General features: G+C 73.3%; 23 protein-coding genes. 7 read left to right on the top strand and 16 right to left on the bottom strand.

Annotation, left to right across the window (positions count from 1 at the left end):
• Positions 1 to 2: 2 nt before the first annotated feature.
• Complete coding sequence (locus AB0O82_RS01790; RefSeq protein ID WP_363579631.1) at positions 3 to 329, top strand: hypothetical protein; 327 nt, start codon at positions 3 to 5, stop codon at positions 327 to 329.
• Positions 330 to 881: 552 nt separating this feature from the next.
• Positions 882 to 2,081, top strand: a complete 1,200-nt coding sequence (locus AB0O82_RS01795) for an IS110 family transposase (protein ID WP_363579632.1) — start codon at positions 882 to 884, stop codon at positions 2,079 to 2,081.
• A gap of 73 nt (positions 2,082 to 2,154) precedes the next feature.
• Here AB0O82_RS01795 and AB0O82_RS01800 read toward each other — a convergent pair whose 3' ends face one another.
• The 5 genes from AB0O82_RS01800 to AB0O82_RS01820 all read right to left on the bottom strand — a co-directional run bounded on the left by AB0O82_RS01800 (position 2,155) and on the right by AB0O82_RS01820 (position 6,509).
• On the bottom strand, positions 2,155 to 2,397 hold the full coding sequence (locus AB0O82_RS01800; protein ID WP_363579633.1) for a helix-turn-helix domain-containing protein: 243 nt from the start codon (positions 2,395 to 2,397) through the stop codon (positions 2,155 to 2,157).
• 116 nt (positions 2,398 to 2,513) lie between these two features.
• Positions 2,514 to 3,482 carry a DUF4331 family protein gene (locus AB0O82_RS01805; RefSeq protein WP_363579634.1) on the bottom strand — a complete coding sequence of 323 codons (969 nt, stop codon included), beginning with the start codon at positions 3,480 to 3,482 and terminating at the stop codon, positions 2,514 to 2,516.
• 155 nt (positions 3,483 to 3,637) lie between these two features.
• Positions 3,638 to 4,216 (bottom strand): Scr1 family TA system antitoxin-like transcriptional regulator, encoded by a 579-nt coding sequence (locus tag AB0O82_RS01810; RefSeq protein ID WP_363579635.1) that lies wholly within the window; start codon positions 4,214 to 4,216, stop codon positions 3,638 to 3,640.
• Between the two features lie 431 nt (positions 4,217 to 4,647).
• The gene (locus tag AB0O82_RS01815; RefSeq protein WP_363579636.1) at positions 4,648 to 5,772 is read right to left on the bottom strand and encodes a serine hydrolase domain-containing protein; all 1,125 of its coding nucleotides are present in this window, start codon (positions 5,770 to 5,772) and stop codon (positions 4,648 to 4,650) included.
• A gap of 65 nt (positions 5,773 to 5,837) precedes the next feature.
• On the bottom strand, positions 5,838 to 6,509 hold the full coding sequence (locus AB0O82_RS01820) for a DUF4097 family beta strand repeat-containing protein (protein WP_363579637.1): 672 nt from the start codon (positions 6,507 to 6,509) through the stop codon (positions 5,838 to 5,840).
• A 446-nt stretch (positions 6,510 to 6,955) separates the two neighbouring features.
• Here AB0O82_RS01820 and AB0O82_RS01825 point away from each other — a divergent pair, with 446 nt between their 5' ends.
• Entirely contained in the window at positions 6,956 to 8,221 is a 1,266-nt protein-coding gene (locus AB0O82_RS01825; RefSeq protein ID WP_363579638.1) for an acetylhydrolase, read from the top strand.
• Between the two features lie 239 nt (positions 8,222 to 8,460).
• Here AB0O82_RS01825 and AB0O82_RS01830 read toward each other — a convergent pair whose 3' ends face one another.
• From AB0O82_RS01830 to AB0O82_RS01840, 3 genes are all read right to left on the bottom strand, one after another.
• Entirely contained in the window at positions 8,461 to 9,219 is a 759-nt protein-coding gene (locus AB0O82_RS01830; RefSeq protein WP_363579639.1) for a hypothetical protein, read from the bottom strand.
• A gap of 90 nt (positions 9,220 to 9,309) precedes the next feature.
• On the bottom strand, positions 9,310 to 9,906 hold the full coding sequence (locus tag AB0O82_RS01835) for a helix-turn-helix transcriptional regulator (protein WP_363579640.1): 597 nt from the start codon (positions 9,904 to 9,906) through the stop codon (positions 9,310 to 9,312).
• A 76-nt stretch (positions 9,907 to 9,982) separates the two neighbouring features.
• Positions 9,983 to 12,037: an NADPH-dependent 2,4-dienoyl-CoA reductase gene (locus AB0O82_RS01840; protein WP_363579641.1), complete on the bottom strand. Its 2,055-nt coding sequence runs from the start codon at positions 12,035 to 12,037 to the stop codon at positions 9,983 to 9,985.
• A 184-nt stretch (positions 12,038 to 12,221) separates the two neighbouring features.
• Here AB0O82_RS01840 and AB0O82_RS01845 point away from each other — a divergent pair, with 184 nt between their 5' ends.
• Positions 12,222 to 13,481: an FAD-dependent monooxygenase gene (locus AB0O82_RS01845; protein ID WP_363579642.1), complete on the top strand. Its 1,260-nt coding sequence runs from the start codon at positions 12,222 to 12,224 to the stop codon at positions 13,479 to 13,481.
• Between the two features lie 69 nt (positions 13,482 to 13,550).
• On the opposite strand, the gene AB0O82_RS01850 is transcribed toward AB0O82_RS01845, so the two are convergent.
• Positions 13,551 to 14,126 (bottom strand): TerD family protein, encoded by a 576-nt coding sequence (locus AB0O82_RS01850; RefSeq protein WP_350883073.1) that lies wholly within the window; start codon positions 14,124 to 14,126, stop codon positions 13,551 to 13,553.
• A gap of 239 nt (positions 14,127 to 14,365) precedes the next feature.
• Here AB0O82_RS01850 and AB0O82_RS01855 point away from each other — a divergent pair, with 239 nt between their 5' ends.
• Entirely contained in the window at positions 14,366 to 14,659 is a 294-nt protein-coding gene (locus tag AB0O82_RS01855) for a hypothetical protein (RefSeq protein ID WP_063349769.1), read from the top strand.
• A gap of 16 nt (positions 14,660 to 14,675) precedes the next feature.
• On the opposite strand, the gene AB0O82_RS01860 is transcribed toward AB0O82_RS01855, so the two are convergent.
• Together AB0O82_RS01860 and AB0O82_RS01865 are read right to left on the bottom strand one after the other, a co-directional pair.
• On the bottom strand, positions 14,676 to 16,253 hold the full coding sequence (locus AB0O82_RS01860) for a glycerol-3-phosphate dehydrogenase/oxidase (protein WP_363579643.1): 1,578 nt from the start codon (positions 16,251 to 16,253) through the stop codon (positions 14,676 to 14,678).
• Positions 16,250 to 16,864 (bottom strand): TetR/AcrR family transcriptional regulator, encoded by a 615-nt coding sequence (locus tag AB0O82_RS01865; protein WP_363579644.1) that lies wholly within the window; start codon positions 16,862 to 16,864, stop codon positions 16,250 to 16,252. The genes AB0O82_RS01860 and AB0O82_RS01865 overlap by 4 nt, the downstream gene beginning before the upstream one ends.
• Positions 16,865 to 16,938: 74 nt before the next feature.
• Between AB0O82_RS01865 and AB0O82_RS01870 the strand changes: the two genes are divergently transcribed.
• Both AB0O82_RS01870 and AB0O82_RS01875 read left to right on the top strand, forming a co-directional pair.
• Positions 16,939 to 18,507 carry an FAD-binding oxidoreductase gene (locus AB0O82_RS01870; RefSeq protein ID WP_363579676.1) on the top strand — a complete coding sequence of 523 codons (1,569 nt, stop codon included), beginning with the start codon at positions 16,939 to 16,941 and terminating at the stop codon, positions 18,505 to 18,507.
• Positions 18,504 to 19,415 (top strand): diacylglycerol kinase, encoded by a 912-nt coding sequence (locus tag AB0O82_RS01875; RefSeq protein WP_363579645.1) that lies wholly within the window; start codon positions 18,504 to 18,506, stop codon positions 19,413 to 19,415. The genes AB0O82_RS01870 and AB0O82_RS01875 overlap by 4 nt, the downstream gene beginning before the upstream one ends.
• Positions 19,416 to 19,446: 31 nt before the next feature.
• On the opposite strand, the gene AB0O82_RS01880 is transcribed toward AB0O82_RS01875, so the two are convergent.
• From AB0O82_RS01880 to AB0O82_RS01900, 5 genes are all read right to left on the bottom strand, one after another.
• Entirely contained in the window at positions 19,447 to 20,367 is a 921-nt protein-coding gene (locus AB0O82_RS01880; RefSeq protein ID WP_363579677.1) for a hypothetical protein, read from the bottom strand.
• Positions 20,368 to 20,448: 81 nt separating this feature from the next.
• Positions 20,449 to 20,991 carry a GNAT family N-acetyltransferase gene (locus AB0O82_RS01885; protein WP_363579646.1) on the bottom strand — a complete coding sequence of 181 codons (543 nt, stop codon included), beginning with the start codon at positions 20,989 to 20,991 and terminating at the stop codon, positions 20,449 to 20,451.
• 113 nt (positions 20,992 to 21,104) lie between these two features.
• Positions 21,105 to 22,463: a DUF2252 domain-containing protein gene (locus AB0O82_RS01890; RefSeq protein ID WP_363579647.1), complete on the bottom strand. Its 1,359-nt coding sequence runs from the start codon at positions 22,461 to 22,463 to the stop codon at positions 21,105 to 21,107.
• A gap of 185 nt (positions 22,464 to 22,648) precedes the next feature.
• Positions 22,649 to 24,241: a multicopper oxidase domain-containing protein gene (locus AB0O82_RS01895; RefSeq protein ID WP_363579648.1), complete on the bottom strand. Its 1,593-nt coding sequence runs from the start codon at positions 24,239 to 24,241 to the stop codon at positions 22,649 to 22,651.
• Positions 24,238 to 24,708, bottom strand: a complete 471-nt coding sequence (locus AB0O82_RS01900) for a hypothetical protein (protein ID WP_363579649.1) — start codon at positions 24,706 to 24,708, stop codon at positions 24,238 to 24,240. Before AB0O82_RS01900 ends, AB0O82_RS01895 begins: the two co-directional genes overlap by 4 nt.
• Positions 24,709 to 24,951 lie beyond the last annotated feature (243 nt).

The raw sequence follows: 24,951 nt of genomic DNA on the forward strand, positions 1-24,951 counted from the left end.
ACATGGGGCTGGATGTCTTCTGGAATTCCGAACTCCCCGATCTGACAAGCTGGGGACTCTCGCAGAGGACGGTCACCGAATCGTTCGGGGATGAGGATGACGTGCTCATGGACGCCATTGCCAACCTCCCCCGCGAGGGTTTCCCGACACTGTTCCGCATCGACCTCTACGGCGACACACTGCTGGACTCCCGACAGTGTGCGACCGCACGCGCAGAGGTGCGAACGATTCCCGATTGGAGGGAGAATCCGCAGTTGGTGCGCCTGGACACACTGCTGAGCAAATGCAGTGAGGCGCCCGGCACCTTCGTCTACGTCGCTGGAGACTGAGGGGCCCCGTCCCCGGAAGTCCTCGGCTTTCCCACTTCCTCTCGAAGCACATCGGCCGCAGGGGGCTCGTCCCCCTGCGGCTCGACCAACCATTGATCTACTGAACGAACCCGTAGGGGCGCCATCCGAAGTTCGGATGGCGCCCCTACGCACAACGCAACTGGGGTGGGACATGCAGAAGAGGCGCAGTCCCTGGGCTCTCGCGTACTTCCTGATCGGGCTCGTGTGCGCACTGATCGCGGCATCGTCGGCGGCGTTCTTCACCAGGGTCGACGACCTCATGCCGATCGTCCTCGCCGGGGTTCCGGGCCTGGTCCTGACGCTCCGCTCCCCGGTCCACGGGGTCTCCGTAAGGTGTTTGTCGGCCCAGGAGGGCCGGATGTGGCTAACGGTGTCTTGCCAGTTGTGGCTCCCGAGGAGTGGCCGTCCGGCTCTCCGGGGCGCCCTGGCTGCTGATTGAGATGTGCGCGCCATGTGCGGTCGCTGTTTACGGAGACGACGGCGGGGTGTTCCTCGGGCCAATGGGATGCTGACGGGTTCGAGGAGGGGCGAGTGAGTGAGCGAAGGGCCCATGTCTGGACGGGTGTTGACGCCGGGAAGGGTCACCACTGGGCGGCCGTGGTCGACGAGACCGGTGCCACGCTGTGGTCGAAGAAGGTCGACAACGACGAGACGGCGATCCTGACCGCGCTCGGTGAGATCCTCGACCTGGCCGACGAAGTGCACTGGGCGGTGGACATCTGCGGCACGTCCTCCGCGCTCCTGCTCGCCCTGCTCGCGGCCCACGGCCAGCAGGCCGTCTATGTGCCAGGACGGACCGTCAACCGCATGGCTGGCGCCTACCGGGGCGAGGCGAAGACCGATGCCCGCGACGCCTACGTCATCGCCGAAACCGCCCGCCAGCGGCGGGACTTCACCGCGATCGACGTGCCCGCCCAGCTCGCCGCCGACCTCGCGCTGCTGACCGCCCACCGCTCGGATCTGGTCGCCGACCGCGTTCGGATGATCAACCGGATGCGTGACGTTCTGACCGGCATCTTCCCCGCCCTGGAGCGGGCCTTCGACTACTCCGCCCACAAGGGCGCCCTGGTCCTGCTGACCGGCTACCAGACCCCGGCCGCCCTGCGCCGCCGCGGCCGGGCCCGCCTGACGGCCTGGCTCGCCAACCGGAGCGTCCGCAACGCCGACGCGGTCGCGGCCACCGCGCTGGAGGCCGCCGACGTCCAGCGCACCGTGCTGCCCGGCGAGGACGTCGCCGCAGCGATCGTCGCCGACCTCGCCGCGCAGATCCTGGCCCTGGACGACCGGCTGAAGCGGATCGACAAGCAGATCCGCGACACCTTCCACACCCACCCGCAGGCCGAGATCATCGAGTCCCTGCCCGGCATCGGGCCGATACTCGGCGCCGAGCTCGTCGTCGCCGCCGGCGACCTGGCGGCCTACGCGGACGCCGGCCACCTCGCCTCGGCAGCCGGGCTCGTGCCTGTCCCACGCGACTCCGGACGCCGAACCGGCAACATGCACCGGCCCAAGCGCTACAGCCGCCGTCTGCGCAGGGTGTTCTACCTGTCCGCGCAGACCAGCATCATCAAGGACGGACCCAACCGGGACTTCTACCTCAAGAAACGCGCCGAGGGCTGCAAGCACGTCCAGGCGGTCATCGCACTCGCCCGCCGCCGGGTCAGCGTCCTGTGGGCGCTCCTGCGCGACAACCGGGCCTTCACCCCCGATCCGGTCGCGCAGGCGGCTTGACTCACTCATTGAGACTCCTTCGGCGCGGACAGCGTGAAGTACTGCGGGCTGCTCCGGGCGCGGGCCGCCGCGCTCACGGCTTCGGCGCAACCTCCAGCGCCCGGGAGAGGGCGGTGAGGAGGGGGAGGGTGGGGGCGACGTGGCCGGCCTCGATGGCGCGGATCTGGGCGTCGGTGAGGTCGGCGCGCTTGGCGAGGTCCGCGGTGGAGAGGCCGAGGGCGGTGCGGCGCTCGCGGACGGCGCGGGCGAGGGCGCCGGCCGGGTCTCCGTCCGGGTGGGCGGGGAAGTCCTCGATCAGGGGGCGCGCGTGGTTCACCGAACCTCCTCATACGCGGGTGGGGGCGCACAGCCTGGCACATGATCAGAGCGGGAAGTGCGAAGCGGCGGTCAAGGATTCTTGACCGCCGCTTTGTCGTCCGGCCACTTGACTCGCTACTTGACGGGGTGCGGGTGGCCGAGGTGGGGGAAGACGGGGAGGACGTCGGTGTGCGGGGGGATGTGGTCGCTGGTGATCTTGCCGCCGGAGACCATGGTGAGGCGGGCCGAGGTCACGTCGTCGACGAGGGTGCGGCCGTTGGGGTAGGCGGCGGGGCGGGAGCGGTCGTAGCGGAGGATGTCCGGGAGGACGAGCTTGAGGGTCTCGGTGGCGGCCGCGGTGGTGTAGTCCCCGGTGTGCTGGAGGACGGCCGTCCAGGCCTCGCGGTAGGTTTCCCAGTCGTCGGCCGGCTCGCCCGCGTTGTACGCGTCCTTCACCTCCTCCTTGTTGAAGTAGGCGGTGAGGGAGGGGTGCGCGCCACGGTCGACGGAGACGAGCCGGCCGTCCTGGCGGAGGCTGACCCGGGCCCAGACGCCGATCGTCGGGTCGGGGCCGAGGTCGGTGTCGGGGACTTCGAGGGCGATGCCGAAGACGTTGGCGTCGGCCATGGCGTCCTTGCCGGTCCAGGTGAAGTTGTTGACGATCCCTTCGAGGTCGGCGAAGAAGGGGTCGCTGCGCAGGCCGACGGAGAGCTTGCGGCCGTTCGCCTCGATGACGTCGGGCGCGTCCCCGAAGGCGACCGGGGCTTCGGAGAACAGGACGTCCCCGGTGGGCTCGTGCTTCTGCGCGGCGGCGCCGGTCGCGCGGTGGACGGTGACGGTCTGGGCGCCGGTGTGGGTGGGGGCGGAGAAGGTGAAGGAGTAGGCGACGTCGGCGCGGTGGTCGCCGTCGTTGTCGATGTTGATGCGGTAGACGGCGTCGGGGTGGAACTCGGCCGCCTGGGTCGGGGCGTAGGGGTTCGCGTTCATGATCAGGACGGTCCGGCCGGGCGCATCGGCGGCCGGGAAGGCGAACACGTCGGTCAGGTCGAGCCGCGCGTCGCCCCGGGGGGAGCGCAGGTTGGGGCCACTGAGGTGATGGGACATGGGACCGTTGGTAGCAGCCCCCACCCGGCACCGGCCCGACGACACCCGCACTCCGCCCGCCCGTCCGCCGATTGGCCGTCATCTCCCGGCGGACCGCCGACGGAACGCCGACGGCCCGCCGCGCGGAAGCGACGGGCCGTCAGGAGAAGGCTGAATCAGACCTCGGCGGTCGCGGCGAACGCCACGAACGCCTGCCACGCGGCCGGCTCGAACACCAGCTGCGGGCCGCTCTTGTCCTTGGAGTCACGCACGTGGACGATGCCGGGCGTCTCGGCGACCTCGACGCACTGAGCTTCCTCGTTCGTGCTGTAGCTGCTCTTGATGTAGGCCTCAGTCTGGAGAAGCCCCGGGATGACCATCGTGCTGTACTCGTGGATCTCGACTGCCCTGCCCTCCTCAGACGTGAAGGCCCTTGAGGAAGCCGGGTGCCGCTCGCTGATCCGGATCTTCGCCTTCATCACGTCGTCCGCGACGACCAGCAACGCGCCACCCGCATTGAGGACTTCGTCCGCCTTCGTCAGGATCTCGACTCTCGGTGTCCGCTTGCCGCGCTCGACCGCCCCCAACTGGTCCTCGCTGTACCCGAGCCGCTCGGCCAGCTCGCGCTGCGTCAGCCCGGCCCGCTCCCGGAAATGCTTGATCAGCTTCCCCACCGCCGCATAGAACTCCGCGACCCCGTCGGAGTTCTCCACCGTCTCGCCGTCATCGAAGACCGTGCGCTCGACGCCACCCACGACAATCACCCACCCTTTCGACCCATTGATCCAGGTCGACCGACGGGTCAACCCTCCGCATCCGAACCAGCACTCTCGGTGTCCATCGAATCCATGGTCAGCGCACGTCCAGGGCGCCGCGATTTTTCCCGCGCCGGCCGAAATCCCCCTCAGTGATCGAGCCGCCACGCCCAGGGCGCCACGATCTTCCAGCACTCGGGCGAAAGGCAACTGCCCATCTGGAGAAAGAACTTGTCTCACAGTGAGCCAAACCGCTTCACCATCGCGGAGCACGCCGTCGACGCGACTGCGCAGCCCGCGTTCCGGAGCGCGGCTTCGCGCTTCACCCCTGCCTCACCACCACCGCGCGCCGGGGCACCACCCCTCAAGACGAACGGAGTGGGAAGTCGGCCCCGCCGACTTCCCACTCCACGTGCCGAAACGCAGTCCCGTCAGCCCTCGGCCCGTACGCCGCCGCCGCCGAACACCGCCTTGATGAGCCGGTCCAGCGCCTTCGGGAACTCCTGCGCCGGGTCGGATGCGGAGTCGCCGGTGGTCAGTCCGGCGGTCAGGATCTTGCTGCCGTCGGGGGTGCCGATCATCAGTGCCCCGTAGCCCCCGGGGGCGCCGCCGTTGTGGTGGACGATGGTGCCGCCGTCCGGGCCGAGGTCCTGGACGAACAGGCCCAGGCCGTAGCCGAGCATCCCGTGCGGCGTGCGCATCTCGTCCAGCAGCGGGGCGGGCAGGAGCGTGCCGCCCAGGAGTGCGGCGAAGAACGTGTGGAGATCCCGGGTGGTCGAGATCAGGTCGCCGGCGCCGACCAGGAGGGAGAGGTTCTGGCAGGCGACGTCGGCCACCTTCCACTGGTCGCCGTCCTGGTAGCGATAGTAGCCGTGGGCGTGCGGCCGGGGGAGCTCCGGCGAGTCGCCCGGCACCACGGTGTCCCGCAGTCCGAGCGGCCGCAGGATCCGCCGCCGCATCTCCTCGGCGTACGGGCGGCCGGTGGCCTGCTCGATCAGGAGCACGGCCAGCGTGTAGTTGGTGTTGGAGTAGCTCTGGTCGGTGCCCGGTTCGAACCGTGCCGGCCTGGAGAGGGCGAACTGCACGAGTTCCCCGGGCCGGTAGCTGTGGAACCGGTTGTCCACCCACTCCTTGCCCATCGCGGGGATCCCCGGTACGAACGTCCCGTCGGGTTCGAGGTCGCCGGTGTAGCTGGCCAATCCGCTGGTGTGCTGGAGCAGCATCCGCACGGTGATCCGCCGGTCCAGCCCGAACTGCGGCAGGTGGTCGGCCACCGGGGTGTCCAGCCCGATGGCGCCGTCGGCCACCAGGTGCAGCACCAGGGTCGCGACGAAGGTCTTGGTGGTGCTGCCGACCCAGAACTTCCCGTCCACCGACGGCTTCGCGGCCTCGCCCAGCTTGCGCACCCCGGCGCTGCCGACCCACTCCCCGCGCTCGTCGTGCACGCGCAGCTGTATCCCGGCGAAGCCGGCGTCGACGAACTCCTGGGTGGCCTGCTGCAGTTCCGGGCGGTCCTGGGCGGTGTCGTTCTCGACGGTGTGGAGGGTGCTGGTCATGGTCGTTCCTCGTCTCGCGGTGGGATGTGCGCGGCGCAGTTCAGGGGTGGGTGAGCGGTGCCGCGTCAGAGACTGCGGGCGGTGATGTCGCCGTAGGCGGTGGTCGCGTGGATGCTCAGGCCGGCGGCGGCGCCGTCGGCGTTCTTGAGCGCGTTGTGGATCCGGCCGTAGGTGGTGCCGGCGTCCAGGGAGGCGGAGACTCCGCGGGCTGCGCCGACGGAGACGTCGCCGGCCTCGGTGCGCAGCGTGATCGTGCCGTGCACGGCTTCGGTGATGTGGATGTCGCCCTTGGCGGTGGTGATCTCGGCGGGGCCGTTGAGGCGGCCGACGGAGATGTCCCCCGCGAGGACGGCGAGGTGGGCGCCGGCGGTCTCGTCGAGCTTGACCGAGGCCTGCGCGCCTTCGAAGGTGACGTCGCCGAGGCGCCCGACGCCCCGGAGTTCGGCGCTGGCCGTCTTCGCCTGGATGCGGGAGCCGGCGGGCAGTTGGACGGTCACCTCGACGGTGCCGGACTGGCCGAGGATCCGGTTCTCGGCCGCCGCCGCCTCGATCCGCAGGACGCCGTCGGCGTATTCGACGGTGGTCCGCTCCGCCGCCTTCACGTCGCGGCTCTTCGAGGCGTCGGCGGGCAGGACCTCGACCGTGGTGTCGGCCCGGTCGGCGGCGATGAACCGGATACGCCCGGCGGGGATGTCGAGGACGGTGGAGACCGGGGCGGGGGTGGCGAACTTCTGCATGATGCTCTCCTGCGGCTCGTTGTTTCTGACAACGGAAACGCTACGTTGCCTTCAAGATTCCTGGCAACAGTCATGTTGCGTACAATCAGCATCATCGCAGGTCAATGCCTCATTATCGTTGCAACAGTTGCAGATTTAACGCAACGTCAGTCGCGCCGACCGTTGCATTGGATTGCACGTGAACGCTATGCGCCGCCCCGCCCCGGCGCGCCGCCGCATCAGCCCACGGATGTAAACCCCCAGGCCAATGCGCCCGGCCGCACTGTCATCCGGTGGTCGGATGTGGCCGGGTGCGCCGCGATGACAGCCTTCCGCTCAGGTGCACGGAGATCCATCGGACGGTCCGTCAGGGGCGCTTCCCCGGAGGTCCGGTGTCGAACGACGGCCGCACCTGCGAAGACCGCGCGCCTCGGCCCGGTTCTGTCCAGCACACCCAGGGAGGGCCCATGACCACCACGCCGTTCACGAGCCGACACGCCATGACGCGCCGCCGCCTGCTGGGGGCCGCACTGGCCGCCGGGGCCACCGGGGCCGCCGCACCGCTCGCCCTCGCCCGCCCCGCGTGGGCGGCGGACGGGGCCACCACCCCCGGGACCACCACCCCCGGGACCACCACGCCCGCCGCCACCACCGCCACCGGCGGCCCGGCGCGCCTCACCCTGCCCGAGCCCACCGGGCCGCACCCCGTGGGCACCGTCCCGCTGCACCTGCTCGACGCCTCCCGCCCGGACCCGCTGGCCGGCCCGGGCCGGTTCCGCGAGCTGATGGCGAGCGTCTGGTACCCCGCTCGCGAGGCCGGTGAGCACCCGCTCGCGCCCTGGATGGCCGACGGCGCACTGCGGGCGTTCCTCGCGGACACGGGCTTCGCCATCGACCCCGCCCTCGCCCCGCTCACCTCCGGCCGCGTGGGCGCCCCGGTCCACCGCGCGGGCCGCCGCCTGCCCGTCGTCGTCTACTCGCACGGCGCGCACAGCCACCGCGCCGACCACACCGTGATGGTCCAGGAACTCGCCAGCCACGGCTACGTGGTGGTCACCGTCGACCACACCCGCGACGCGATCACCGAGTTCCCCGACGGCCTGGTCCTCACCCCGGACCGGAGCGTCCCGATGGGGCCGAAGGACTTCGCCGCGGACATCCGCTTCCTCCTCGACCAGGTCGAGGCCCTCGCCGCCGGGCGCAACCCCGACGTCGACGGCAGGCCGCTGCCCGCCGGGCTGCTGCACGCCCTCGACCCGGACCGGATCGGCATGTTCGGCTGGTCGAAGGGCGGTACGGCCACCGCCTACACCATGCTCACCGACCGGCGCGTCCGCGCCGGGCTGAGCCTGGACGGCCCGATGCAGCCGACCATCACCACCGACCTGGACCGGCCGTTCATGATGATGACCGCCGCGTTCACCCGGGCCGGCCAGCCGGACGTCGCCGAGTTCTGGCCGCACCTGCGCGGCTGGCGCCTCGACGTCCAGGCCCAGGGCGCCGTACACGTCTCGTACGGCGACAACCAGGTGCTGATCCCGCAGGCCGCGAAGCTCCTCGGCCTGACCGACGAGCAGGTCCGGGGCATGATCGGCACCCTCGACCCGGCCCGCGCGGTGAAGATCCAGCAGGCGTACCCGGTGGCCTTCTTCGACCTGCACCTGCGGCACCGTGCCAGCCGCCTCCTCGACGGCCCGTCCGCGGCCTTCCCCGAGGTGACCTACTTGCCGTGAACCCGCGACCGTGGCGGCCGGCCCCTCCCCGGGGCCGGCCGCTACGGCGTTTCGGCCCGGATCTCGTCCAGCGACTCCCCCAGCACCCCCTTGGCCCGGGTGAACCAGTCGGCGATCACCGCGATCTCGTCCGGCGTGTAGTCGGCGAACAGCGCGCCGATCCGCTCAGCACCGGCGCCCCCGCACGCCGCGGCCCCCGTCGGGCTGCCTGCCCGACGGGGGCCGTCGCGTTGCCCGGCTCAGACCGAGGCGCCCTGGGTGACGGGGGCCGTGGCGGTGGGCGGGGTGGTGCTGCCGGCGGTGGTGCCGAGGGCGCGCTGGACCTTGGCGACGGCGGCGCGGTACTGGAAGGAGGCCAGTTGGGGGGAGTCGCCGCCGCGCTGGAAGAAGCCGAAGGCCATGCCGACGGTGCCGAAGCGCTCGACGCCGACGAAGGCGTTCAGTTGGACGCCGGCCAGGGTGCCGTCGAGGCGGACGGCGGGCGCGTCCTGGCGGTCGCCGAGGGTGACCGGGGTGACGGTGAACGTCACCGAGTCGTTGGTGCCGGCGTTGAAGGTGATGGTGTGGCAGCTCTTGAGGGCCGCGGTGGCGGCGTCGAGGTCGGTGGTGAGCTTTCCCGCGTCCTCGGCGGTGAGGGACTCGGTCACCATCGGGTTGCCGCCCGGGCCGTCCAGTTCGGCCTCGGCGTGCGGGGTCTCGGGGCCGGGAATGCCGGTGTGCATGTTGATCAGGTCGCTGAGGGCGTCGCAGCCGTTGGCCGGGGAGGGCATCGTACTGGGGCCGGCGCTGGGGCTGGGGCTGGCCGTGCTGGGGACCTGGGTGAAGCCTGGGCCGACGTCGTCGACGGTGAGCAGGGCCGCGGTGAGTTGGTCGGAGGTGGGCAGGCCCTGGGCGGACTGGCCGGGCGTCGCGGCCGCGGCGAGGTGGGCCGGGCCCAAGGCGACCGCCGCGGCGAGGGCGGCGGCGGCGAGGGCGTGGAGCGGCTTCGGGTGGGACATGCGGGCCCCCCGGTCGAGGGTGCGGGCAGGGACAGGCACCAGTGTCCCACCGGGCCTGGCAAGGGGCTCGCGGGCGCGGATCGCCGCAGGTCAGACCCCCTGGTCCGGCTGGTCCCCCTGGTCCGCCGGGGGCGGGCCGGGGGTTTCGAGCGCTTCGAGGGTTTCGAGGGTTTCGAGGGTTTCGGCGAGCCACTGCACCCAGAAGGCCTCCAGCCCGATGCCCGCCCGCAGCACGGCGTGCTGGAGGCGGTTCTCCCCGGCCGTCGCCTCGGCCGGGAAGTCGTGCCGCTCGATCTCCCGGTAGTCGTCCAACTGCGCGCGGTGCAGCGCCAGGTGCCGCCGCACCTCGGCCGCCAGGCCGTCCGTGCCGACCACCGCGGCGGCGCGCAGCCGTAGCAGCAGCGGTTCGCGGACGGCGCGCGGCTCGGCGCCCTCGGCCGTCCAGCGGGCGAGTTCGGCACGGCCCTCGGGCAGGACCTCGTACTCCTTCTTCTGCCCGCGGACGGGGCCGGACGGCGGGAGGGCCCGGATCTGCCCGGAGGCCTCCAGCCGGCCCAGTTCGCGGTAGATCTGCTGGTGGGTGGCGGGCCAGAAGAAGCCGATCGACTTGTCGAAGCGCCGGGTCAGCTCCAGCCCCGAGGACGGTTTCTCCAGCAGGGCGGTGAGGATGGCGTGCGGCAGCGACATGCCGTCGATCCTAGGGCGTGCCCAAGGCGTGCCCAGGTCCTGTCCGGCCGAACAGGACCCAGCGCGCAAGGAAGGGTCAGATCGCGGCGGCCAGTTCGGTGCCCTGCTTGATGGCCCGCTTGGCGTCGAGTTCGGCGGCGACGTCGGCGCCGCCGATCAGGTGGGCCTCCAGGCCGCGCTCGCACAGCGCCTCGTAGAGGTCGCGGCGCGGCTCCTGGCCGGTGCAGAGCACCACGGTGTCCACGGGCAGCAGTTGGCGCTCGCCGTCGACGGTGAAGTGCAGGCCGGCGTCGTCGATCAGGTCGTACGTCGCCCCGGCGACCATGGTGACGCCGCGGTGCCGGAGTTCGGTGCGGTGGATCCAGCCGGTGGTCTTGCCGAGCCCGGCACCGACCTTGCTGGTCTTGCGCTGGAGCAGGTGGACGGCGCGCGGCGGTGCGGGCCGCTCGGGGCGGCGCAGTCCGCCGCGCTCGCGGTACTCCGGGTCGATGCCCCACTTGGCCTGGAACACGGCCGGGTCGAGGCTGGCCGCGTCCCCCTGGTCGGTGAGGAAGCCTGCCACGTCGAAGCCGATGCCGCCCGCGCCGAGGATGGCGACCCGCTCGCCGACGGGGGCGCCGTCGCGCAGGACGTCGAGGTAGCCGACGACGCTGGGGTGGTCAACTCCCGGCAGGTCGCCGGGGGTTCGCGGGGTGACGCCGGTGGCGAGGACGAGTTCGTCGAAGTTCTCGGCGGCGAGCTGGTCGGCGGTGGCGGTGGTGCCGAGGCGCTGGGTGACGGCCAACTCGGCGAGCCGGGTGCGGTAGTAGCGCAGCGTCTCGTCGAACTCCTCCTTGCCGGGCACGAGCCGGGCGGTGTTCAGCTGCCCGCCGATCGCCGCGGCGGCGTCGAACAGGGTGACGTCGTGGCCGCGTTCGGCGGCGGAGACGGCGAAGGCGAGCCCGGCCGGGCCGGCTCCGACGACGCCGATGCGCTTGCGCGACCTGGTGGGCGTGAGCACGAGTTCGGTCTCGTGGCAGGCGCGCGGGTTGACCAGGCAGGAGGTGATCAGGCCGCTGAAGGTGTGGTCGAGGCAGGCCTGGTTGCAGCCGATGCAGGTGTTGATGGCGTCGGCGCGGCCGTCCTCCGCCTTGGCGACGAAGTCGGCGTCGGCGAGCAGCGGGCGGGCCAGCGAGACCAGGTCGGCGCAGCCGTCGGCGAGCAACTGCTCGGCGATTTCCGGTGTGTTGATGCGGTTGGTGGTGACCAGCGGGATGCCGACGGTGCCCATCACCTTCCTGGTCGCCCAGGCGAAGGCGCCGCGCGGCACGGAGGTGGCGATGGTGGGGATGCGGGCCTCGTGCCAGCCGATGCCGGTGTTGATGATGGTCGCCCCGGCGGCCTCGACGGCCTGGGCGAGGCGGACGACCTCGTCGAGGGTGGAGCCGCCGGGCACCAGGTCGAGCATGGAGAGGCGGTAGACGATGATGAAGTCCTCGCCGACCCGCTCGCGGACCCGGCGGACGATCTCCACCGGGAAGCGCATCCGGCGCTCGTACGGGCCGCCCCATTCGTCCTCGCGCCGGTTGGTGGCCGCGACGACGAACTCGTTGATCAGGTAGCCCTCGGAGCCCATGATCTCGACGCCGTCGTACCCGGCGCGGCGGGCGAGTTCGGCGCAGCGGACGAAGTCCTCGATGGTCTGCTCGACCTGTGCGGCGGTGAGCTCGTGCGGGACGAAGGGACTGATCGGGGCCTGGAGGGCGCTGGGGGCGACCAGGTCGCGGTGGTAGGCGTAGCGGCCGAAGTGCAGGATCTGCAGGGCGATCTTCCCGCCGGCGGCGTGCACGGCGTCGGTGACGACGCGGTGGCGGTCGGCTTCGGCCCCGGTGGTGAGCATCGCGCCGCCCTCCCAGGGGCGCCCGGCCTCGTTGGGGGCGATGCCGCCGGTGACGATGAGGCCGACGCCGCCGCGGGCCCGCTCGGCGTAGAACTCGGCCATCCGCCGGTAGCCGTCGGGGGCCTCCTCCAGGCCGACGTGCATGGAGCCCATGACGACGCGGTTGGGCAGGGTGGTGAAGCCGAGGTCGAGCGGGCTGAGCAGGTGCGGGTAGCGGCTGCTGCCGGGGGTGGTGCTCATCGACGCGCTCATCGACGTCTCCTGGGGGCGGCGGGGGTCGGTGTTACCGCAGAGTAGGGGACGGCGGCTCGATGTGCAACTAGTTGCATAAGGGGGCCGCGGGCCGAGGCCCCGCGCTCTGCCGGTTCCCACCAACTCGCGGACATGATCCGCGTATTGTCAGATCGGTAGTGTGGGCAGCTGGGAGAGGACCGCCATGCGGGATAGCTCGATAGCCGTGATCGGCGGCAGCATCGCCGGAAGCGCCTTCGCCGGGGCCGCCGCCCGGCTGGGAGCGGACCGGATCGTGGTCCTGGAACGCAGCGAGGGCCAGTTGGAGGACCGCGGCGTCGGGATCTGCATCAACGACGACCGCTTCGACGAACTGGTCCACGCCGGCCACCTCCACGACGGCGTCCGCCGCCACCGCCTCACCGTCCGCCGCTGGGTCACCCGGGAGACGGCCGAGGACCGCGGCGGCGACGGACCGGACGGGCGCGGGCGGGTGCTCTGGAACCAGCCGATGCCGTTCCACTCCCACCACTGGGCCGTCCTCTGGCAGGCCCTGCGCGAACGCACCCCCGACCGGGTCGAGTTCCGGCAAGGCCACACCGTCACCGCGGCCGGCACCGACCGGGACGGCGCCTGGACGGCCGGCCCCGACGGCACCCGCGAACCGTACGACCTGGTGATCGGCGCCGACGGCTACCGCTCGGTGGTCCGCGCGGCGGTCTGCCCGCAGGCCCGACCCGCATACGCCGGGTACGTGTGCTGGCGCGGCAGCTACGACGCCGCACTGCTGGCGGAGCTGCCCGGCGGGGCCGCGGCCTGGCCGGAGGACGAGTGCGCCACCGTCTGCTACCCCGGCGGCCAGGTCGTGATCTACCGCATCCCCGGGCTCACCCCCGGCACCACCCAGGTGAACTGGGTCTTCTACGCGCCCACCCCCGCCTGGCTGCGCCTCGACGGCCCGACCAGCATCCCGGCGGGCACCCTCACCGACGGGCGGCTGGACGACCTGCGCCAGCTCGCCGAACGGCACCTGCCACCGTACTGGGCCGCCCTGGTCACCCTCACCCCGCGCGAGCGGACCTTCCTCCAGCCCGTCTACGACCTGGAGACCCCGCGCCGCACGGCCGGCCGGCTGCTCCTCGGCGGGGACGCGGCCACCGTCGTCCGCCCGCACAACACCAGCGGCGCCGTGAAGGCCTTGCAGGACGCGCACGCCTTCGAGCAGGCCGGGCGGGCCGCCGCCACGGACGGCGGGTCCTGGCCGGCCCTGCTGGCCGCGTACGACCAGGAGCGGGGCGTGGTCGGGCGGGAGCTGGTGGAACTGGGCCGACGGCTCGGCCGGGAGCAGGTCGCCGCCGCACCGGACTGGTCGGCCATGGACGGACCGGGGATGGACGCCTGGTGGCGCCGTCAGCTGACCGGCAGCGGGGGTTTCGGCGGCCACGCCCTCGGGCGTCCCGAGTGAGCGTGGGCCGCAAAGGCCGGTGGCCGCCGAAACCCCGTCAGATCACCTGCCGCGATCCACCTGCCGCGATCAGACGTTGACGCCGTAGTCGGTCGCGATGCCGCGCAGACCGGAGGCGTAACCCTGCCCTATCGCGCGGAACTTCCACTCCGCGCCGTTGCGGTACAGCTCACCGAAGACCATCGCGGTCTCCGTGGACGCGTCCTCGCTGAGGTCGTAGCGGGCGATCTCCTGGCCGTTGGCCTGGTTCAGCACCCGGATGAACGCGTTGCGGACCTGCCCGAAGTTCTGCAGCCGGGCGTCGGCGTCGTAGATCGACACCGGGAAGACCACCTTCGCCACGTCGGCCGGCACCCGCGCCAGGTCGACCTTGATCTGCTCGTCGTCGCCGTCGCCGCCACCGGTCAGGTTGTCGCCGCTGTGCTCGACCGAACCGTCGGGGCTGCGCAGGTTGTTGAAGAAGACGAAGTGCTGGTCCGAGACCACCTTGCCGAGCGCGTTGCAGAGCAGCGCACTGGCGTCCAGGTCGTAGTCGGCGCCCGTGGTGGTGCGCACGTCCCAGCCGAGACCCACGATCACGGCGCTCAGACCGGGCGCCTCCTTGCTCAGCGAGACGTTGCCGCCCTTGGCCAGTGAAACTCCCACAATGCCCTCCTCGATCTCTCCCTGCGGACGAATCTACAACACTGTAGAGATCACGGGAATCCACCTGCGGTCGGGCCCCACCCCGGGGATTTCTCAGGGGCTCCACCGGGAACCACCCATCATCCCGGCCCGCACCACCCCCACGCCGCCGCGCAGGCGGGGGTTGGAAGACACGCCCTAGACTGGCGGTGGATCCCCTGGTCCGCCCCGACCGGCGGCCCCCGCGCGGGAGGTTCCCCATGCGCCAGCGGTACAGCTTCCACTTCGACCAGGCCGGGCACTCGGTCACCGTCAACGTCCGCTCCGGCTGGATCACCGAGACCGAGTTGCTGGTGGACGGCAAGGAGTGCGCCTTCCACCGCGTCCACGGGCACGGCGTCTACCCGCTGACGCTCGCCGCCCAGCTCGCCGAGGAGCCGCCGCTGCCGCTCTCGGTGCGGCTGGACCGCACGGGCGCGGCCGAGCACCCGTACTCCTGCGTCCTGGAGGTCGCGGGAGCCGAGCACCCGATGCCGGAGCGCGCGGCGCGCTGAGCCCTCCGCCCGCCCGCTACAGGCGCTGCGCCACGATCTCCTCGATCGCCTTCCGGGCCCGCTCGGCGTCCTCGGCGACCAGGCCGATCCTGGTCCGGCGGTCGAGCACGTCGGCGACGTCCAACGCGCCCTCGTGCGTGACGGCGTAGGCGACCTCGGCGCGCGTCACGTCCAGGCCTTCCGCGATCGGCGTCAACTCCCCGGCGGCCACCACCTCCTGGGACGATCCGCCGTGGCGGGCGAGCAGCGAGCCGGGCACGGCGCCCGCCAGGAGCGGGCGGCTGTCCCGGTGGGCCGGGGCGCCGACCAGCGGCAGGCGGGCCGTCCAGCAGGCCCGGGCCGGCAGGCCGCGCAGCCGCACGGCGGCGTCCACCGCGTCCTCGGCCATCCGCCGGTAGGTGGTGAGCTTGCCGCCGACCACCGTGACCAGCCCGGACGGCGACTCCAGCACCGCGTGCTCCCGGGAGATGTCGGCGGTGCTGCCGCCCCCGGTGTCGATCAGCGGCCGCAGCCCCGCGTACGCGCCGCGCACGTCCGCCCTGGTCAGCGCGGTGCTCAGGGCGGCGTTGACGGTGTCGAGCAGGAAGGCGAGCTCCCCCTCGGCGGGCTGCGGCTCGTCCGGGATCGGACCGGGCGCGTCCTCGTCGGTCAGCCCGATCGCCACCCGGCCGAGTTGCTGGGGCAGCGCGAAGACGAAGCGGCTGGTCGAACCGGGCACCGGCACGGTGAGCGCCGCGGTCGGGTGGCCGAGCGCGGCGGCGTCCACCAGGAGGTGGGTGCCCCGGCTGGGGCGCAGCCTGATCGACGGGTCCACCTCGCCCGCCCAGACGCCGGTGGCGTTGACCACCGCGCCGGCTTCGACGGTCAGCGACTGCCCGGTGACGGTGTCGGTGAGCCGGGCGCAGCTGCCGGTCACGGACTCCGCCCGCACCCTGGTCAGCACGGTGGCGCCGTACTGCGCCGCGGTTCGCGCCAGCGCCACCACCAGCCGGGCGTCGTCGACGAGTTGGCCGTCGTGCGCGACCAGCGCGCCGGACAGCCCGGCGGTCCGCACGCCCGGCACCAGCTGTCGCGTCCGCGCGGCGCCGATCCGGCGCACCCGGGGCAGCAGCGCGCCCGGCGTCCCGGCGCCGATCCGCAGCGCGTCCCCGGCGTGGAAGCCCACCCGGATCAGCGAGGCCTGCCCGGGGCGCAGCAACCCCGGGAGCAGCGGCACCAGTTGGGGCAGCGCGCGGATCAGGTGCGGGGCGGTGCGGGTCATCAGCACGCCGCGCTCGATCGCGCTCTCCCGGGCCACCCCGATCCGTCCGGAGGCGAGGTAGCGCAGGCCGCCGTGCACCAGCTTGGAGCTCCAGCGGCTGGTGCCGAACGCCAGGTCGCGGGACTCGACCAGCACCGTGCGCAGCCCGCGCGAGGCGGCGTCCAGGGCCACCCCGGCACCGGTGACGCCGCCGCCGATCACCAGCAGGTCGACCCGCGGGCGGTCCCCCAGCGCTTCGAGTTCCGCCTGGCGCCGGCCGGCGTCGAGTCGGCTGGAGCCGGCGAAGGGAGCGGCGGAGTGAGCGGCGGAGGATCCGGCGGGCGTCGAGGTCATGGCGCGAGGTATCCGTTCAGTGCTCTGGTCAGTTCGCGCCGCCAGGCGGCCTCCGACAGCAGGGAGGCGACCATGCGGTGCGACTGGACGGTGGACTGGGCGATCAGCAGGACCATGGCGGCCAGTTCGACCGGCTCCCCGGCCCGGATCGAACCGTGCGCCTGCCCCTGCTCGATGCCGGCCCGCAGCGCCTCCAGCAGGCCGCGCTGGCTGGTGCCGAGCCGCTCGACGACGTACTCCAGCAGCAGGTCGGAGTCGGAGGAGCGCAGCAGCGCGCCGAGCACCGGGTGGTCCCGCAGCCGGACGGCCACCTCGACGACCCCGTCGACGAAGGCCTCCCGGCCGATCGGGGCGCCGTCGCCCCCGAGCGTCAGGGCGACGCCCTCCCGGGTGGCCCGGATCTCCCGGGTGAGCAGGGCGCCGATCACCGCCCGGACGTCCGGCCAGCGCCGGTAGACGGTCGGCCGGCTGACCCCGGCGCGGCGGGCGATCTCCGCCAACTGCGTTCGGCGCACGCCGAGATGGACGATCAGGTCGGCGGCGGCGTCCAGGATCGCGTCGTCGGTGCTGCGCGCGGGACTGCCAGGGGACTCGGCGTTACTACTTGACATGATGTGTGAAACTGTAACGCATGGCACCTGAGACGCAAGCGGGACCGGCCGGCGCCGCGCTGCCGCTCCCCCCGATGAAGTGGGACGCCTGGGGCGACCCGGCCCTCGCCAAGGAGCTGTCCGCGGACATCAAGGGGCTGCTCGCCGCCGCCCTCGGCGTCACCGGCGACGCCACCCCCGGACCGGCCGCCGACGAGGTCCTCCTGCACCCCTCGCGGATCACCGCCGACGACCTCAAGGCCCTCGCCGCCGCCGTCGGAGAGACCAACGTCAGCGCCGCCGACGCCGACCGGCTCCCCCGCGCCGGCGGCAAGTCCACCCCCGACCTGCTGCGCCGCCGCAGCCGCGCCCCCCAGGACGCGCCCGACGCCGTCGTGCTGCCCGGCGACGAGCAGGAGATCGCCGCCGTCCTCGCGCTCTGCGCCGAACGTCGCATCGCCGTCGTCCCGTTCGGCGGCGGCACCAGCGTCGTCGGCGGCCTCGACCCCGAACGCGGCGGCCTCACCGCCGTCATCTCGCTCGACCTGCGCCGCCTCGACCGGCTCCACGACCTCGACGAGACCTCCGGCGAGGCCGTCCTCGGCGCCGGCCTCACCGGCCCCGCCGCCGAGGCCCTGCTCGCCGAGCGCGGCTACGAACTCGGCCACTACCCGCAGAGCTTCCGCTACGCCACCCTCGGCGGCTTCGCCGCCACCCGTTCCTCCGGCCAGGACTCGGCCGGCCACGGGCGCTTCGACGAGATGGTCCGCGGCCTTCGCGTCGTCACCCCCGCCGGGGTGCTCGACCTCGGCCGCGCCCCCGCCTCCGCCGCCGGCCCCGACCTGCGCGAACTCTTCCTCGGCTCCGAAGGCACCCTCGGCGTCATCACCGCCGTCCGGCTCCGCGTCCACCCGCTGCCCGCCGTCAAGGCCTACGAGGCCTGGAGCCTGCCCGACTTCGCCACCGGCAGTGCCGCCCTGCGCGCCGTCGAGCAGGCCGGCACCGGCCCCACCGTCATCCGGCTCTCCGACGAGGCCGAGACGATGGTCAACCTCGCCATGACCGAGCAGATCGGCGGCGCCCCCGCCGTCACCGGCTGCCTCGCCGTCACCGTCTTCGAAGGCACCGCCGAACAGGTCGCCACCCGCCACCGGCTCACCCGCGACACCCTGCTCGCCGCCGGCGCCACCTCCCTCGGCGAAGCCCCCGCCCGGGCCTGGGAACACGGCCGCTTCAACGCCCCCTACCTGCGGGACTCCCTGCTCAGCGCCGGCGCCCTCTGCGAAACCCTGGAGACCGCGGCCAGTTGGAGCCGGCTCCCGCGGCTGCGGACCGCCGTCACCGAGGCCCTCACCGCCGCCCTGCCCGGCGCCCTCGTCCTCTGCCACGTCTCGCACGTCTACCCGACCGGCGCCTCGCTCTACTTCACCGTCGTCGCCGCCCTCGGCGAGGACCCGCTCGCCCGGTGGGCCGCCGCCAAGCGCGCCGCCGGCGACACCATCGTCACCGCCGGCGGCACCATCACCCACCACCACGCCGTCGGCGCCGACCACCGGCCCTGGATGAGCGACGAGATCGGCGAGCTCGGCGTGCGCATCCTGCGCGCCGTCAAGGCCGAACTGGACCCGGCGGGCATCCTCAACCCCGGCAAGCTGATCCCGTGACCGGCGGTCCGCGAGCCATCAGGCGAGTGGCCGTCCTCAGCAACCCGGCGGCGGGCGCCGGCCACGCCGCGCCCGCCGCCCACCGGGCCGTCGCCCGTCTGCACGCCCTCGGCCTCCACGTCGACCGGCACGCCGGCCGCGACCCCGAGGACGCCGTCCGCCTCGCCCGCCGGGCCGTGGCGGACGGCGTCGACGCCGTCGTGGCCGTCGGCGGCGACGGCATGGTCAACCTCGCGCTCCAGGCCGTCGCCGGCACCGCCGTCCCGCTCGGCGTGATACCCGCCGGCACCGGCAACGACCACGCCCGCGCGTACGGCCTCCCCCTCGCCGCCCCCGAAGCCGCCGCCGACGTCGTCGCCGCCGGACGCACCAGGACCGTCGACCTCGGCCTGGTCACCGCCGCCGACGGCACCACCCGCTGGTACGGCTCCGTCCTCGCCACCGGCTTCGACTCGCTGGTCAGCGACCGCGCCAACCGCCTGCGCTGGCCCCGCGGCCGGATGCGCTACAACCTGGCCATCCTCGCCGAGTTCGCCAACCTGCGCCCGCTGCCCTTCCGCATCACCCTCGCCGACGGCACCGTCATCGAACGCGACCTCACCCTGGCCGCCGTCGGCAACACCCGCAGCTACGGCGGCGGCATGCTCATCTGCCCCGACGCCCTCCCCGACGACGGGCTCCTCGACCTCACCCTCGTCGCCGCCATGCCCCGTCTGCGCATCGCCCGCTTCTTCCCCACCCTCTTCAAGGGCACCCACACCGCCCACCCCGAAGTCACCACCCACCGCACCGCATCCCTGCGGATCGACTCCCCCGCCATCACCGCCTACGCCGACGGCGAGTTCATCGCGGCCCTCCCCGTCGACGTGAGCGCCGCGCCCGGCGCCCTCCACCTCCTGGTGCCGTGACCCACCCGCCTCCCCGCCGGAGCCACGGGCCTCACCCGGCCAGGCGGCGGCGCCAGAGGAGGGGGCGGATCTCCATCGCGCGGGAGGGGTCGGCGTTCCAACGGGCGGGCAGGCCGGCGTCGGTGAGCGCGGCGGCCACCTCGTGGCCGATGGCGGTGGTGGTCAGCGGGGAGGCGTCGAAGCCGCCGTAGCGGAGGGTGAGGCCGTGGCCGGCGGCGGCGGAGTCGGTGGCCTGGGTGTGGAAGTAGACGTAGCCGCGGGCGTCCGGTGCCCCGGCGGCGGCGATCTCGGCGTCGCCGCAGGAACCGCAGCAGCTGAAGTGCTCCCGGGCGGTGATGCCGGCCTCCTCCAGGGCGGCGAAGGCCCGGGTGAGGCGTTCCGGGTCGGTCTCGCCGATCCAGCCGGTCTGCTCGCCGACGCGCTCCAGCCAGAGCCGGTCGGCCAGTTGCTCGGCCTGGTCGCGGGAGAGCGGGCGGTGGTCGCCGGAGACCAGGTGGTCCTCGGCGAGTTCGGCGAGCTCGGCGCGGGTGGTGTAGCCGCCGGCCAGGGTGAGGCGCAGCCGGTCGTGCAACTGCCGCAGGTCGTCGGCGGGCACGTCGAGCGGCGGGGCGGGCTCCGGCTGCGGGCCCAGGTCGAGCGGCTGCCAGTCCAGGCCGTCGCCCCAGCCCGGCTCGTGCTGCGCCCAGCCCGTCATCGCGGCGATGACCGCCTCGGGACCGTCGGTGCGCACCTCGAAGTGCCGGGCGGCGGAGCCGTCGCGGTGTTCGAGCGTGTACTCGCCGCCTTCGGCGTGCCACACCTGGATGAAGACGTCCGGCAGGTCCGGTATCCGCTGGGCGACCAGGAAGCGGTCGCCCTTCGCGCCGATCCGCCGCACCAGCCGCGCCAACTCGGCCGCCTCCACCCGGAGGTGGCGCGTCCCGTCGTTCTCCTGCACCCCGATCGCCAGCATGTGGATCACCCAACCACACGCCACTGACAACGGCGCCGAGCCCCGGGACGCGCCCGCCGTCGGCCCGTTCTCGGCCCGCCGTCAGCCCGCCCGCTGCTCGCGGCGGAGGCGGAACAGCACGTTGGGACGCAGCGGGCCCTCGGGGGCGGTCGGGTCATCGAAGTCGTCGGCGGGGTCGGACGTCATGCCGAGGCGGCGCATGACGGCCTGCGAGCGGTGGTTGGTCGCGGTGGTGACGGCGAGGATCTCGGGGAGGCCGAGAGTGTCGAAGCCGTGGGCGAGGACGGTGCGGGCCGCCTCGGTGGCGTAGCCGTGGCCCCAGGCGGCGCGGGCGAGGCGCCAGCCGATCTCGACGCCGGTGAAGGACAGGCCCTCGTCGACCTCGTCGAGGCCCGCCAGGCCGACGAACTCGCCGGTGGCGCGCACCTCGACGGCCAGCCAGCCGTATCCGCGCGCCGCGCTCTCGGCCTCGAAGCGCGCCACCGAGGCGTCGCACTGCTCGCGGGTGAGGACGTCCCCGAGGTGCTCGCGGACTTCGGGGTCGGCGTTCATCGCGGCCCAGGGTGCGAGGTCGGTGTCCCGCCAGGGGCGCAGGAGAAGGCGGTCGGTGCGCAGTTCGGTCATGCGGGCCAGCCAACGCCGACCGCGCCCGCCGGGGCAACCCGTTTTCCGCACCCCCCACCCCGCACCCCCGTACCCCCGGCCCCGGAGCGCACCCGCCGGGAGGCGCGCCGTGCTCAGACGCCCGGGGTCGCGACGATCCGGCCGGCGTCGATCGCGGCGAGCAGTTCGGCGTGGTCGAGCGCCGTCTGGTCGGCGTACCGGACGGAGAAGTCGGCGATCGCCTCGGCGAAGGCGTCCGCGCCGCCCAGGTAGCCGGCGATGGCGAGGCGGTCGCCGGTGCGCGCGTGGGCGCGGGCGAGGGTGCGGCCGCACAGGTCGGCGTAGGCGCGCAGGCCGGACGGGGTGAGGTCGGCGACCTCGACCGAGCCCTTCATGTCGCGCAGTTGGCGGCCGTAGAAGTGGCGCCCGGCGGGGCCGGTGGTCCAGCCGAGGAAGATGTCGCTGGCGGCCTGCATGAGGTGCTGGCCGGTGACGACGCGGCGCCCGCCGTGGTGGACGGAGACCTCGGCGTCGACCCGGGTGGGCGGCAGGTGGTCCTCCAGGACGGACCGTCCGGCCTCCTTGAGCTGGAGGAACAGCGGGTCCCGGGTGTCCCGGCCCTCCAGCAGGACGATGTAGCAGCGGGTGCCGACGCTGCCGACACCGACGACCTTCATCGCCGCGTCGACGAAGCGGTAGCGGTCGAGGAGGACGCGACGGTCCTCGGCGAGGGTGGCCCGGTAGTCACTGAACACCTTGCCGATGTCGAGCAGTTCGTTCTTCTTCAGCGGTTCGATGAGCGGTGGCGCGCTGATGATGCGCCGCTGCCCGTCGCGTTCCTCGGTGAGCTTGCCGAAGGCGTGCAGGCTGGTGCGGCGGCGGGCCTGGGCGAGGTCGGCCTCGGTCTGCTTGCGCTGCCGGGGTTTGCGGAGCGGCGCCAGCAGGTCGCCCGCGTCGATCCGGGAGTACCAGACCTCGAGTTCGCCGAGCCCGGCGAGGCGGCGCATGGCGGTGGCGTAGCCCTGGACGGCGGTGCGGGCGGCGCGGTGGGCGCGGTCCTCGTCCTGTCCGTGGTCGCGGGCGGCGACGGCGATGCTGGCGGCCAGCCGTTTGACGTCCCACTCGAAGGGGCCGGGGTGGGTCTCGTCGAAGTCGTTGACGTCGAAGAGCAGGGCGCGTTCCGGCGAGGCGAACAGACCGAAGTTCACCAGGTGGGCGTCGCCGCACAGTTGGACGGTGAGGCCGGTGTCGGGGACGGCGCCGAGGTCGGCGGCCATGACGGCGGCGGCGCCGCGCAGGTAGGCGAAGGGGGTGTCGGCCATCCGCCCGTAGCGGATCGGCAGCAGCCGGGCGACCCGGTCCTCGCCCTGGCGCACCAGTACCTTGACCGGGTCGGGCCGGTCGGCGGCGGGGATCCACCGCCCGTGGGCGGAGCGGGAGACGCGGTCGCGGGCGGCCCGGCCGTGCCGGCGGCGTTCGGCGGGGGTGGTCATGCGCGGCGGCTCCTCGGTCGGCGGGACAGCGGGACAGCGGGTCGGCGGGAGGACGAAACGGCGGGCGGCGGGCGGGGTACGTCTCCCCGCGACGCTAGGCCACGAGTGCCGGAGCGCGCACCGCGCGCCCTCCGACACTCGGCCGACCGGATGAAGCCGACCGGATGAAACCCCCAGGCCCCCGCTCACTGCACGGTGAAGTCCGCCATCATCGCCATGTCCTCGTGCTCCAGGTTGTGGCAGTGCATCATGTACGTCCCCCGGTAGTCGGTGAAGCGCACCAGGACCTCGACCGCCTCGGCCGGACGCAGGTCGACGGTGTCCTTCCAGCCGCCGTCGTACGGGCCCGGGTCGCGACCGTTGCGGCTGAGCACCTGGAACTGGTTGAGGTGGACGTGGACGGGGTGGTGCAGGTCGGAGGTGAAGCGCCACCGCTCGGTGCTGCCGAGGGCGGGCCGGGCGAGGTCGTGGCCGGGCCGGTACAGGTCGCCGTTGATGGTCCAGCCGTAGCTGCCGCTGCGCCGGAAGATGAACTTGCGGGTGACGTCGACGGCGGAGGCGTCCAGTTCCTCGATCGTGGACAGCTTGTCGGGCACGGTCGAGTCGTCGCTGACCTTCTTGCCGGAGACGTCGAAGCGCATCACCTCCGCCGTGCGCCCGCTGCCGAAGAGGTTGAGCAGCCGCACCGAGGTGCCCGGGGCGTAGCGGGAGAAGTCGACGACGATGTCGAAGCGCTCGGCCGGGGCGATCTCCAGCACGTCGTGGGCGACCGGGGCGGCGAGCAGGCCGCCGTCGGAGCCGATCTGGACGAGGGCGTCGCCGCCGGAGGGCTGCGGGTCGAGCTGGAGCCGGTAAGGGCGGGCGTTGGAGGCGTTGAGCAGGCGCAGCCGGTAGCGGGCGCGATCGACGTCGAGACGGGGCCAGGGGGCGCCGTTGACGAGGATGACGTCGCCGAGGACGCCGTTCATGTAGTCGTCGGTGACGCCGGGCGAGGCGAGGTCCTCGTCCAGGGCGGGGTAGCGGAAGGAGCCGTCCCCGGCGAAGGAACGGTCGGCGAGCATCAGCGGGAGGTCGCGGTCGCCGCGCGGCAGCGGCAGGGCGCTCTCCTCGTCGTCGTGGACGAGGTGGAAGCCGGCCAGGCCGCGCCAGACGCCGGGGCCGGTGAAGCCCATCCGGTGGTCGTGGTACCAGAGGGTGGCGGCGCGCTGCTTGCCCGGGTAGGTGTGGGTGCGCTCGCCCTCCGCGGTGCGCCCCGCCTCGTGGCCCATCCCCTGCATGCCGGGCATGTCGGACATCCCCGGCATGCCCGGCGCCCCCCGGCCCGCGCCGGAGGAGCCGACCGGCAGCAGCAGGTCGACGGGGTAGCCGTCGCTGTCGGCCGGGGTGTGGCCGCCGTGCAGGTGGACCACGGACGGCACCGGCAGCTCGTTGCGGTGCTTGACCACCGCCGCCCGGCCGGACCGGGTGACCACCGTCGGCCCGGGGAAGGTGCCGCCGTACGTCCAGGCCTCGGTCCTGACGCCGGGCAGGATCTCCAGCTCGGCGACCCGTTGGGTGATCTCGTAGTAGTCGGCCGTCGCGTCGGTGCGCACCGGCTGGAGCACCGTGGGCACCGGCAGCGGGACCTGGAACGGCTCGGGCAGGTCGAGGCCGCTGCTGAGCAGCCGGCCGGGGTGGCCCTCGGCGAACAGCCGGGCGGCGGCGGGGCCGGCGACGGCGGCCAGCGCGCCCGCGCCGAGGACGGAGGCGCCGACGCCCAGGAACCGGCGACGGTTCACTTGGACACCTCCAGCGGCCCGCCGGGGCGCGGCAGGCGTCCGCTGCCGTCCGGCTCGGGCAGGTGGTCCGCGCGGGCGGGCAGCGGCAGCCGCCAGGCGCCGACCAGCCCGAACAGGACCCCGCTGACCAGCAGCACCCCGAGGGTGACGTGCACGCTGATCGACCGCGCGTAGCCGGCCGCCATCTGGCCGACGACGGCGACGGTCAGCACGGCGGTGGTCCACAGCGGCCAGAGCGGGCCGCGGCCGGGCCGGCGCACCAGCGCGGCCACCACCAGTTGGCCGAGGACCACGGTGGCCAGCGTCATCGCGTTGCCCTCGTGGTCCTTGAGGGACTCGTAGGTGCCGTTGAGGAAGCTGCCGGCCAGCATGACCTGGAGCAGGGCCAGGACCGCCAGGGTGGTCGCGGTGGTGCGCAGCAGGATCAGCGGCCAGCGGGGCGCGGCGGCCGCGGGAGGACTGCTCATGTCGGGCTACTCTCTGCTTCGGCGGGTCGGGCGGGACGGTCGGGGCGGGCGAGAGCGTAGCTGATCCGACATCACGATCAGCTCCAATAAAGGGGTTTGGAGTTTCCCGGCTACCCCATTGCGCCTACTCGGCCCGGCTTTTGTCACCCGTACGAGCGAGGCTCTGGTGTGCCCGTCCAGCGATCCTCGAGCAGGTGCCGCGCATGCTCGAAGGGCCCCGTCCGGCGGTACCGGACGGGGCCC

The organism is Kitasatospora sp. NPDC088264 (assembly GCF_040685715.1).
GTDB lineage: Bacteria > Actinomycetota > Actinomycetes > Streptomycetales > Streptomycetaceae > Kitasatospora.

Bases quoted from the DNA above. Each gene is read 5' to 3' on its own strand.
- AB0O82_RS01825 (WP_363579638.1), top strand. From the start codon at position 6,956: ATGACCACCACGCCGTTCACGAGCCGACACGCCATGACGCGCCGCCGC.
- AB0O82_RS01845 (WP_363579642.1), top strand. From the start codon at position 12,222: ATGCGGGATAGCTCGATAGCCGTGATCGGCGGCAGCATCGCCGGAAGC.
- AB0O82_RS01805 (WP_363579634.1), bottom strand. From the start codon at position 3,482: ATGTCCCATCACCTCAGTGGCCCCAACCTGCGCTCCCCCCGGGGCGAC.
- AB0O82_RS01835 (WP_363579640.1), bottom strand. From the start codon at position 9,906: ATGTCGCTGCCGCACGCCATCCTCACCGCCCTGCTGGAGAAACCGTCC.
- AB0O82_RS01790 (WP_363579631.1), top strand. From the start codon at position 3: ATGGGGCTGGATGTCTTCTGGAATTCCGAACTCCCCGATCTGACAAGC.
- AB0O82_RS01865 (WP_363579644.1), bottom strand. From the start codon at position 16,864: ATGTCAAGTAGTAACGCCGAGTCCCCTGGCAGTCCCGCGCGCAGCACC.
- AB0O82_RS01815 (WP_363579636.1), bottom strand. From the start codon at position 5,772: ATGACCAGCACCCTCCACACCGTCGAGAACGACACCGCCCAGGACCGC.
- AB0O82_RS01890 (WP_363579647.1), bottom strand. From the start codon at position 22,463: ATGACCACCCCCGCCGAACGCCGCCGGCACGGCCGGGCCGCCCGCGAC.
- AB0O82_RS01840 (WP_363579641.1), bottom strand. From the start codon at position 12,037: ATGAGCGCGTCGATGAGCACCACCCCCGGCAGCAGCCGCTACCCGCAC.
- AB0O82_RS01885 (WP_363579646.1), bottom strand. From the start codon at position 20,991: ATGACCGAACTGCGCACCGACCGCCTTCTCCTGCGCCCCTGGCGGGAC.
- AB0O82_RS01870 (WP_363579676.1), top strand. From the start codon at position 16,939: ATGAAGTGGGACGCCTGGGGCGACCCGGCCCTCGCCAAGGAGCTGTCC.
- AB0O82_RS01855 (WP_063349769.1), top strand. From the start codon at position 14,366: ATGCGCCAGCGGTACAGCTTCCACTTCGACCAGGCCGGGCACTCGGTC.
- AB0O82_RS01820 (WP_363579637.1), bottom strand. From the start codon at position 6,509: ATGCAGAAGTTCGCCACCCCCGCCCCGGTCTCCACCGTCCTCGACATC.
- AB0O82_RS01880 (WP_363579677.1), bottom strand. From the start codon at position 20,367: ATGCTGGCGATCGGGGTGCAGGAGAACGACGGGACGCGCCACCTCCGG.
- AB0O82_RS01900 (WP_363579649.1), bottom strand. From the start codon at position 24,708: ATGAGCAGTCCTCCCGCGGCCGCCGCGCCCCGCTGGCCGCTGATCCTG.
- AB0O82_RS01860 (WP_363579643.1), bottom strand. From the start codon at position 16,253: ATGACCTCGACGCCCGCCGGATCCTCCGCCGCTCACTCCGCCGCTCCC.
- AB0O82_RS01830 (WP_363579639.1), bottom strand. From the start codon at position 9,219: ATGTCCCACCCGAAGCCGCTCCACGCCCTCGCCGCCGCCGCCCTCGCC.